At 47.0% G+C, this 10,047-nt stretch carries 5 protein-coding genes; 4 read left to right on the top strand and 1 reads right to left on the bottom strand.

All coding sequences use genetic code 11. The features are described from left to right. Positions 1-103 precede the first annotated feature (103 nt). The 4 genes from QUA10_RS28045 to cruG all read left to right on the top strand — a co-directional run bounded on the left by QUA10_RS28045 (position 104) and on the right by cruG (position 8,402). Positions 104-3,025, top strand: coding sequence for an S-layer family protein (locus QUA10_RS28045; protein WP_333084867.1), 2,922 nt, complete (start codon positions 104-106; stop codon positions 3,023-3,025). A gap of 118 nt (positions 3,026-3,143) precedes the next feature. Further along, entirely contained in the window at positions 3,144-5,759 is a 2,616-nt protein-coding gene (locus tag QUA10_RS28040; RefSeq protein WP_333084866.1) for a CHAT domain-containing protein, read from the top strand. Positions 5,760-5,997: 238 nt separating this feature from the next. Beyond that, entirely contained in the window at positions 5,998-6,939 is a 942-nt protein-coding gene (cruF, locus tag QUA10_RS28035; RefSeq protein WP_333084864.1) for a gamma-carotene 1'-hydroxylase CruF, read from the top strand. Positions 6,940-7,190: 251 nt separating this feature from the next. Continuing rightward, positions 7,191-8,402, top strand: a complete 1,212-nt coding sequence (gene cruG, locus QUA10_RS28030) for a 2'-O-glycosyltransferase CruG (protein WP_333084863.1) — start codon at positions 7,191-7,193, stop codon at positions 8,400-8,402. 89 nt (positions 8,403-8,491) lie between these two features. On the opposite strand, the gene QUA10_RS28025 is transcribed toward cruG, so the two are convergent. Next, positions 8,492-10,047, bottom strand: a 1,556-nt coding sequence (locus QUA10_RS28025) for a choice-of-anchor D domain-containing protein (protein ID WP_333086452.1), incomplete at its 5' end; no start/stop codon positions are given.

Genomic DNA, 10,047 nt, shown 5'->3' with positions numbered 1-10,047 from the left:
GCAGTCCGAAACCGACGGGTGTTTGCGTACCTCAATAGGTAATCTTCAGGTTTTAGCTAACCCGTCGCTATTTTCCTAATACTAAATTAACCAGACTTAAAAGATGCAGTTCCAATCTTCTGCCCTATTTTTTGCATTCTTACTGCTGTTTCCTGTCCCTGCGATCGCTCAAATCATCCCCGATAATAGCTTGGGTGCAGAAAGTTCGCGAACAGTTCCCGACAGGATTAATAATTTACCATCGGACAGAATAGAAGGCGGGGCAACTCGCGGAGTAAATTTATTTCACAGTTTACAACAATTTAACGTGGGTGAAGGCAGAGGAGCATATTTTGCTAATCCTAACGGAATTGCGAATATTTTTACCCGCGTTACGGGTGGCAATCCTTCTAATATTTTAGGTGTCTTGGGAGTCCAAGGAAATGCCAACTTATTTTTACTTAATCCCAAAGGAATTGTCTTTGGCCCCAATGCGCGGTTAGATTTACGTGGTTCATTTGTCGGTTCAACTGGTAGCGGAATTCTCTTTGATAATGGGTTTGAATTTAGTGCAGCTAATTCTAATGCAGTGCCATTGTTAGCGATTAATATTCCTGTGGGTTTAAGATTTAGAGAAAATCCTGGCACAATTGTCAACTCTTCCCAAACAAAGGCTCCTACATCCGCCTTACCGCCACTACCCATAGAAATTCCTGCTTTTGAAAAACTCGGTTTAGCCGTAGACCCCGGTCAAACTTTAGCATTAATTGGCGGTGACATTCAACTGCAAGGAGGAAATCTAACTGCTTATACCGGACAAATTGTTCTAGGTAGCGTCAACAGTCCAGGTTTAGTGCAATTTGAACCAACAGCTTTAGGTCTGGATTTAAACTATCGCAATATTCAGAACTTCGGCAATATTGAAATGAACGGTGCATTTATAAATACCAGCGGATTAGGAGGTGGGAAAGTCGATATTCGAGGTGGAAATATTAATCTTAATGGTTCAGGAATTTATGGACTGACACTCGGAAATATAAATGGTAGAGGCATTGACATCAATTCCCAAAACTTGCGAGTAGAGGGGGGGTCGCAAATTTTCGCCTCCACACTGGGAGAAGGGAGAGGAAGCGATATCAACATCCGTGCTACTGACTCAGTAGAAATGATCGGGTTGGGCATTGAGGGCTATCAGCAGCTTACAGAAAATTTTCAGACATCTGGAACAGGCAACCCCTTTATTTCGCAAATCGTTCTGTTCACTAGCGCTATTGGCAGTGGAGCAGCCGGAGATATTAACATTGAAGCAGGACGGCTGTTGATGAGCAATGGGGTAGTGGGCGGTGCCCCCACCTTTGGTGCTGGTAATGGCGGAAATTTGAGTATCCGCGCCAACACGGTCGAACTCGTCAGTTCAACGCTCTATAACGGAACAACGAACGAAAGCACTGGTCAAGGCGGAAACATCTCTGTTGAAGCGCAACGGTTAATACTGCGGGACGGCGGTGCGTTTGCCAGCTTCAGCCTTAGTGATGGAGCATCGGGGAATATCGCGATTAAAGCGAGTGAATCGGTGGAATTATCGGGTAGTCTTCCTGTAGGCTTAGGGCAAACTCGGCTCGGCACGAATACTTTTGATGCCAATGGAAAAGGTGGGGATATTACGATCGACACTAAGCGGTTGAGTGTTTCTAATGGAGCCACAATTAGTTTAACGACTGGTGCGATTTTTGGCGAAGTCGTGTTTTCTACAAGTGGGGGGACGGGAGGAAATTTAACTGTGAGAGCCTCCGAGTCTATAGAAGTGAGCGGCGAGTCAAGATTTTTGGAGAATGCGGGCTATGTAGCAAGTTCTTTTGTTACTCAAACTGCAAGTTCTGGTAGAGGTGGAGATATCCGCCTCTCAACACCTAAACTAACTGTGCAGAATGGCGGCGTTATTTCTGCGGCTTCTTTGGGTATAGCAGATGCAGGAGATATTACAATTAATGCCGATCGCTTACAAGTGCAAGGTATTGGGAGTAACAGTGGGTTGAGGAGTGGAATTGAGGCCTCGGTTGGTAGGGCGTTTAATGCTGTAAATCCCACTGCTAGCGGAAATGCAGGCTCGTTGAATTTGAATGCTAATCAATTGATTCTTCGGGATAGTGCAGTGGTTAATGTTCAATCTTCAGGAACAGGTAGGGCTGGCAATATTAACGTGGTAGCTAACTCAATTGCCTTGGATAATAAAAGCATAATTGATGGCACGACTGTCTCTGGGACAGGGGCAAATATTAACCTGCAAGCGGAAGATATTCAGTTGCGGCGCGGCAGTAGAATCACCACGGATGCAGGTATTTCTGAGGGCGGTAATATCAGAATTAATAGCGATATTTTGGTAGCTTTACCGCGAGAGAATAGTGATATTACAGCTAATGCTCGTACAGCTAGGGGCGGACAAGTTACGGTCAATGTACCAAATATCTTTGGCTTTACAAGCCTTAACCGCGACCAAGCCAGTAGTAGTTTAGGACTGACTGATGCTCAATTTGCAGCGTTGCAAGTAAGTCCGACTTCTCTAATTCCTACCAGCGATATTGCGGCGATTTCCCAAAGTAGCGGCCCGGCGTTACAAGGTACTGTAACATTTAGTTCTTCTGGGGTGAATCCTGCTCAAGGTTTAGTGGAACTGCCACAAAATGTGGTCGATTCGGCTGCTTTAATTGCGGCAAATCCCTGCACGCAAGAGGCCCAGAGCGCATTTACCGTCACTGGTAAAGGAGGAGTGCCACCTAGTCCTAATGATGCTCTCAGCACCGCTCCAGCGCCGTTTCCTTGGGTAGAAGAGGCAGGAAGAAATGCAACGAGCAATGTAGAGGATTTAACCGATGTAACCGATCGAGGGAAGAAGAAGGAAGAAGGGGAAATCCCCGATCGGGAAGTTGTTCCGGCGCAAGGTTGGGTGGTGAATGCGAAAGGAGAAGTTACGCTTGTTGGATATAATCCGGGTAATGCTGCTGACTCTCGCAATCCTCGACCGGGTTCTGTTTGTGTGCCGCGTTGAAATTAGGTTTTTTAACCGCAGATGTAGGCGGATTAACGCGGATTAACGCAGATCAAGAATAAGATGTATTTGGGTTAATTAGTATGTGTGTCTGCCGCTGTAATTTTATTTTCTAAATATGAAGTTTACCCGATCGCTCCGGCAAGTAATTCTGTTATTTGTGATTTCCTGTCTGCTAGCAGTTGCGATTCCTCCCGGAGTTGCTCAGCTTAATCCACCACCAGCGGTGCAGCTTGTCCGACAAGCTCGAACTCTGTACCAAGAGGAACGTTTTTCGGAAGCTGTACCGCTATTGCAGCAAGCGGCGACCCAGTTTGAGGCAAAAGGCGAAAATCTCGATCGCGCCACAGCTTTGAGCAATTTAGCTGCAACCTATGGGCAGTTGGGGCTTTGGGAACAAGCAGAAAAAGCTGTAAACTCGAGTTTGTCGGCTGTGCGAACACAAGCCAACACTCCCGAACAGCAGCGGATTTTGGCTGAAACTCTAAATATTCAAGGACAGTTGCAACTTGAACGGGGGCAGCCTCAAGATGCGATCGAGATTTGGACGCAAGCTGCTAAAATTTTCGAGCAAATTGATAGAAAACCCCAACTTTTTCAAGTTCAAATTAATCAAAGTCGGGCTTGGGAAATTCTCGGACTTTACCCCAGAGCTTGCAAAATGCTGTTAGCTTCTTTTATGCTGGATAACCAAACTTGCGAAGTTTCGGCAGCGGGTTTGGAAACTTTGAAAAATCAGCCTGTTTCTCTCGAACAAGTCCGGGCAATTCATGCTTTAGGGCGGGTATTGCGGGTTTTGGGACAACTGGAACGATCGCAGGATGTGCTTTCGGCGGGACTCGAAGCAGCCCAAAAATTAGGTTCCCGGCCAGAGGAGGCTGCAATTTATCTCAATCTGGGCAATACGGTACGGGCTAAAAGCAATAAACCGGGTTTGACACCAGAACAGCGGGGTGATTGGGAACGCTTTGCCCTAGAGTATTATACTCGATCGATCCAGGCGATCCCGAATCGATCACTCCTACAAATTCAGGCAAAGTTAAACCAATTGAGTTTGTTGCTCGATCGCCAAGATTGGTCTGAAGCAGAATATTTGTGGCGTTCTCTCGAACCTCAAACCGATCAATTTGGCTCGAACCGCGCCGGACTTTACGCTCAAATTAATCTAGCTCAAAGCTTGATCAAATTAGCTCAGTCGCCTGCGAAAACTTTGAGTTTAAGCGAGATTGACACAATGCTCGATCGATCTCTGGAACCAGCAAACAGTTTGGGCGATAAACGAATACAAGCTTATATTCTGGCAGCGAAAGGCAAACTATCGGAAATCCAACAGCAGTATCAGAAAGCGGAAAATCTCACAACTGAGGCTTTGAGTTTAGCACCAGCGTTTCAATCTCCGGATATTGCTTACCAATTGTTTTGGCAACTTGGACGGATTCGGAAAGCTCAGGGAAATACAGAAGGGGCGATCGTTCAATATACTCAAGCTGTCAATATATTGTCTTCTCTGCGGGGCGATTTGGTGACAGTCAATCCCGAAGTGCAATTTTCGTTTCGGGAAAGTGCCGAACCAGTTTATCGGGAATTAGTCGGGCTGCTTTTGCAAGAGGAATCTCCCAGTCAAGCTAAATTGAAACAGGCGCGCCAAACGGTGGAATCTTTGCAGTTGGCGGAATTGGACAACTTTTTTCGGGATGCTTGCGCTGATGCTAAACCAAAATCGATCGAGGAAATCGATCCGACAGCGGCGGTGATTTATCCGATTATTTTGAGCGATCGTTTGGAGGTAATTTTGTCAATTCCCGGCAAACCCCTGCGCCGCTACGCTACGAAGAAGTCTCAAGCTGACCTGGAAACTGCCTTCAGACAAGCCAAAAATACCATCAGGCCTGCTTCTTTCCCCCGCGACAGGAGGCTACCAGTTGAACAGGTTTATGACTGGTTAATCCGCCCCGCAGAGGCGGATTTGACCGCCAGCGGGATTAAAACCCTGGTATTTGTGCTCGACGGTTACTTGCGGAATCTGCCGATGGCTGTGCTGCACGACGGTGAAAAGTTTTTGGTAGAAAAATACAATATTGCTTTGGCGCCGGGATTGCAATTGCTGGCACCAAAACCGCTGAACAAAGTCAAGTTAAGAGTGCTTACCGCTGCCCTCTCGGAAGCGCGTCAAGGCTTCTCGGCTTTGCCGGGGGTGAAGGAGGAAGTTCAGCAAATTGCAGCCGAGATGCCGGCGAGTTCGCTGCTGAATGAAGATTTTGTCAGCGGGCGGTTGCATGATCGAATTAAATCTTTGTCTTACCCGATCGTCCATTTGGCAACTCACGGTCAGTTTAGCTCGAATGCGGCAGATACTTTTATTGTGACTTGGGATCAGAAAGTGAATGTTAAGGAGTTCGATCGACTGCTGCGAGCCCGCACTGGGGAGAGACAACAGCCGATCGAACTTTTGGTTTTGAGTGCTTGCGAAACTGCTTCGGGCGATAACCGCGCGGCTTTGGGTTTGGCGGGGGCCGCAATTCGATCGGGTGCGCGCAGCACCGCCGCCACCCTTTGGCAAGTCAACGACGAATCTACAGCTATCTTTATGACTGAGTTTTACAAGCAACTGGCTTCTTCTAAAACCAGCAAAGCTGAAGCCCTCCGCAACGCTCAATTAACTCTGTTGCAAAACCCAGAGTATCAGAATCCGTATTTCTGGGCACCTTTCGTGCTTGTGGGCAATTGGCAGTAATTATCGGGCATGGGGCATGGGGCATGGGGCATGGGGCATCTGACAATTTTAGATTTTAGATTTTAGATTTTAGAGTGCTCAGGGCATTGGGCATCGGCGGGCGGTGGACAACCGTCAACCGTCAACTGTCAACAGACAACAGACAACAGACAACTAACTGAAATGCAGTTGGTTTTTTGTTAAAGTTTGTAAACTGTTAAGAGTGCTTTCTGCATCTAATATTTTTTCGAGGAGTCCCATGAAGCAACTTTTGATTGCTGAGCGCTTTTGCTTAATTGCCCACGTCTTGTCAATGGCTTTTGGATTGGCAGGCTTGCTGCTGATTTTACCCCGTCCCGAATTGGTGATGAGTTTGCCACCAGCAGGGCAAACGCTATTCCAGTGGGGGATGGCTGGGGGTGGAGTAGTTTATATCATCTTTGGTGCAGCAGCAGTTGCTCTCTATTCCTTGCGGACGTTGGGTTGGGGTGCAACTCTGGCTTTTTTAGTGCCTTCTGTGTTTTTGTCCTTGAGTAGCGAGTTGTTGGGAACGAGTACGGGTTTTCCCTTCGGCCACTACCATTATTTGAGCGGTTTGGGCTACAAAATTGCAGGGCTGGTTCCGTTTACCATTCCCCTCTCGTGGTTTTATCTGGGACTGGTTTCCTATGTAATTGCTCGCGCTGGAGTAGCTGGTGGTAAAGGTGAACTCAACTGGGTGCGCCAAATAGGGGCGATCGCCCTTGGTGCTTTGCTGCTAACAGCTTGGGATTTTGTACTAGATCCGGCGATGAGTCAAACTTCTGTGCCTTTTTGGGAGTTTGAGGAACTTGGCGCTTTCTTTGGGATGCCTTACCGCAATTTGGCTGGCTGGATGGGCACGGGAGCGCTATTTATGTCTGTAGCAGCTTTCTTGTGGAGAAAAACATCGATTAAATTAGAGCGATCGGAATTGGGTTTGCCCTTAATTGTTTATTTGGTAAACTTTGCTTTCGGAGCAATTATCACTGTAACTTCGTTGGATTCTCGGTTCTGGTTCCCGACATCGCTAGCGGTGCTTCTGGGTGTAGTTCCGGCGATCGCGTTAAGCTGGATCGCTAAACCCGCAACAGGTGACGTAACCGAAACAATGCCGTCTTTGGATACATCTGTTATCACGGCTGAAATTCCACCTCAGCCCGTGGGCGTTTTGCGTAAGTGAGTTGCTAGTGAGCAACCCCGGCTGATTTAGCAAAAATTTACACTAAATTTTGAGCTAGTTTAAAAACCCGGTTTCTACAAGAAACCGGGTTTTTCAGTGGCGATTTTTTCATGCCCAATTCCTGTAATATGTTTGAGGCAAAAATTTTATTAAATTTTTAAATTGATATCAGTTACCAAAAAAATCAACTGTAAATAAGCTCCCAACCTATATCCCGTCAGTCATTCCCAATTATTCAATTATTCAATAGTATGGTTTTGCCGATCGTCCCTCACTTGTTCTCCCAACCGCTGACAACTATCATCCCTGTCGCATTCCTGCTGCTACAATTGCCCGCCGCAGCCCTTCTGATGTCGCGGTTAATTAAAGGCCCATCGCGCATTCCGCCCCTGGAACCGGATTCGCCGACACTGGATTTGTTAGGTTCTTGTACTGCGGTAGTACCGACTTTGAACGAAGCCGATCGAATTTCGCCTTGTTTGGAAGGATTAAGCCGCCAAAGTTACGAACTCCGAGAAGCGATCGTGGTTGACAGCTATTCGGTAGACGGAACCGGAGATTTAGTCAAAGCAGCCGCACAAAAAGACCCCCGGTTTCGCTTGATTAACGACGATCCGCTGCCGGCGGGCTGGGTAGGGCGTCCGTGGGCGCTGAATGCGGGTTTTTTGGCCAGTTCCGAGAAGTGCGAGTGGATTTTGGGGATAGATGCGGATACTGTGCCGCATCCGGGCTTGATTGCGAGTTTACTCAAAACGGCGAAAGCTGGAAATTACGATTTGATTTCGCTGTCGCCGCAGTTTATCCTCAAGTATCCGGGGGAGTTGTGGCTGCAACCTGCTTTATTAATGACTTTGGTTTATCGGTTCGGGCCGACGGGGACTGGCGGGGATGTGCCGGAACGGGTGATGGCGAACGGTCAGTGTTTCTTGTGTAAGCGCGAGGTTTTGGTGGCATTAGGGGGCTATGAGGTCGCGAGGGGTTCGTTTTGCGATGATGTGACTCTGGCTCGCTATGCGGCTGCTAAGGGCTTTAAGGTGGGTTTTTTGGATGGGGCAAAAGTGTTGAAGGTGCGGATGTATGAGGGGGCGATCGAGACTTGGAATGAATGGGGTCGATCGCTGGATTTGAAAGATGCTGCTTCGGGCGGTCAAATTTGGGGCGATTTGTGGCTGTTGCTTGCGGTTCAAGGTTTGCCGGTGCCGATTGTGTTGTGCTATTTGCTGTTTGGTTCGCTGCCGCCGGTTGGTGTATTTCCGCACTTTTGGCTGTTGGGATTGAATGTATTTTTGGTTGCAGTGCGATCGGCTTTGTGTTTGGCGATCGCACCTTCCTACGATACAACTGGGGCATCGGGTAAATGGCTGTTTTGGCTGTCACCTTTAGCCGATCCGTTAGCGTTTTTGCGAATTCTAATTTCTGCGTTGAATCAGCCTACTCAGTGGCGCGGCCGAAAGTATGAATAATCATTCAATTTTTGCGAGTTCTTTTAAAATTGGTAGAAGTGCGATCGCCCTTGTGGATCGAATGGGCGATCGTACTTTTCTTTGCTTCCCTAAATCAGCAGGAAATTAGCGGATGTTATCGCATTGGCACTCACTCCAATCATCACGCCTAACTCTTCTCCTGTCAAGAGATTCTTGATGATAGTTCCCTGAGTATTTTGAGTGATTGCTAACTGGCTAAAACTCAAACCTCCGCTTAATGCAATCAAGTCTTGACCGATGGTAAAATCAGCGATAATATCAAATCCTTGACCTGAGTTTAAGACAAAGATATCGTTACCGCTACCGCCAATCAAACTATCATTGCCTAAGTCTCCGTAAAGAATATCCTCACCTTGACAACCAGTGAGAGTATCGTTATCTTCGCCTCCGTACAGGGTATCATTCCCTTCACATCCTCCCAGGATATCGGCTTGTTCGTTACCGCTGATGAAATCATTACCTACACCGCCGCAGATAGTATCCGAACTTAACTGTCCAAACAAGTAGTCATCACCTAGACTACCAAGCATTATGTCGTTACCTTTGCCTCCATATAAGGTGTCATTATCCTTACCACCATCGATGAAATCATCATCTTTATCACCAAGAATGATGTCTTTACCCTCGCGGCCATGTAACAAGTCATTGCCTTTGCCTCCGAAGATTAAATCGTTGTCCAATTCGCCAAGAACGATGTCGTTTCCTTCATCTCCATAGAGGATGTCGTCACCTTTGCCTCCAGTGATGAAGTCGTTGCCTTGGTTGCCATTAAATATGTCGTTGCTGGCTCCACCATATAAGTTGTCATTCCCGGATTTGGCATCGAATATATTGCCGTTGTTAGTGCCGAGAAATTCCTCGTTTTTGGCAGTGCCTATTTGAATGGAGGATACACCAAGTATGGTGTTTTCAACTGCATTGGGTTGGTTTAAGTTGGGATAGGCAATGTCATCGCAGATGCAGTCGTCATTGGGGATGTTGTTAGTTATTGGTATTGGCGTTACCGATGGTGTTGGTGTGGGTGTCGGTGTGGGTGTCGGTGTCGGTGTTTCCGCTATTGTTGGTGCAGGTGTTGGCGTTACCAATGGTGCAGGTGTTGGTGTTACCAATGGTGTAGGAGTTGGTACTGGTGCAGGCGTTTCTGTTGGTACTGGTGCAGGCGTTTCTGTTGGTACTGGTGCAGGCGTTTCTGTTGGTACCGATGCTGTGACTGATGCTGAAATCGGGAAATCAAAGGGATTTTCATCACTATCATCATTGACAAATTGCAGCGTACCTGTTTTATTTCCTGCTACTGTCGTATCTACTTGAACTTGCAAATTAGCACTTGCACCTGCTGCGAGAGTTGTCGGTAAATTTCCGACAATGCTAAATCCGGTGGGTAGGGTAGGATTGCTAAGGTTTAAAACTGCTGTACCGAGATTTTTTACGGTAAAGGTTTTGTTGAGAGTCGCGCCAATTAATGCACTACCAAAGTCAATTGTACTTGCAGTACCATCAGCAATATCTATTGTTCCGTCTAAAACTTGGATTTCCGGTACAGCAGTTGCTGTGACTGATGCTGAAATCGGGAAATCAAAGGGATTTTCATCACTATCATCATTGACAAATTGCAGCGTACCTG

It is taken from the genome of Microcoleus sp. Pol8_D6 (assembly GCF_036700965.1).
GTDB lineage: Bacteria > Cyanobacteriota > Cyanobacteriia > Cyanobacteriales > Microcoleaceae > Microcoleus.
This window is presented reverse-complemented; position numbering and strand designations above follow the sequence as displayed.

Bases quoted from the DNA above. Each gene is read 5' to 3' on its own strand.
- QUA10_RS28045 (WP_333084867.1), top strand. From the start codon at position 104: ATGCAGTTCCAATCTTCTGCCCTATTTTTTGCATTCTTACTGCTGTTT.
- QUA10_RS28040 (WP_333084866.1), top strand. From the start codon at position 3,144: ATGAAGTTTACCCGATCGCTCCGGCAAGTAATTCTGTTATTTGTGATT.
- cruF (WP_333084864.1), top strand. From the start codon at position 5,998: ATGAAGCAACTTTTGATTGCTGAGCGCTTTTGCTTAATTGCCCACGTC.
- cruG (WP_333084863.1), top strand. From the start codon at position 7,191: ATGGTTTTGCCGATCGTCCCTCACTTGTTCTCCCAACCGCTGACAACT.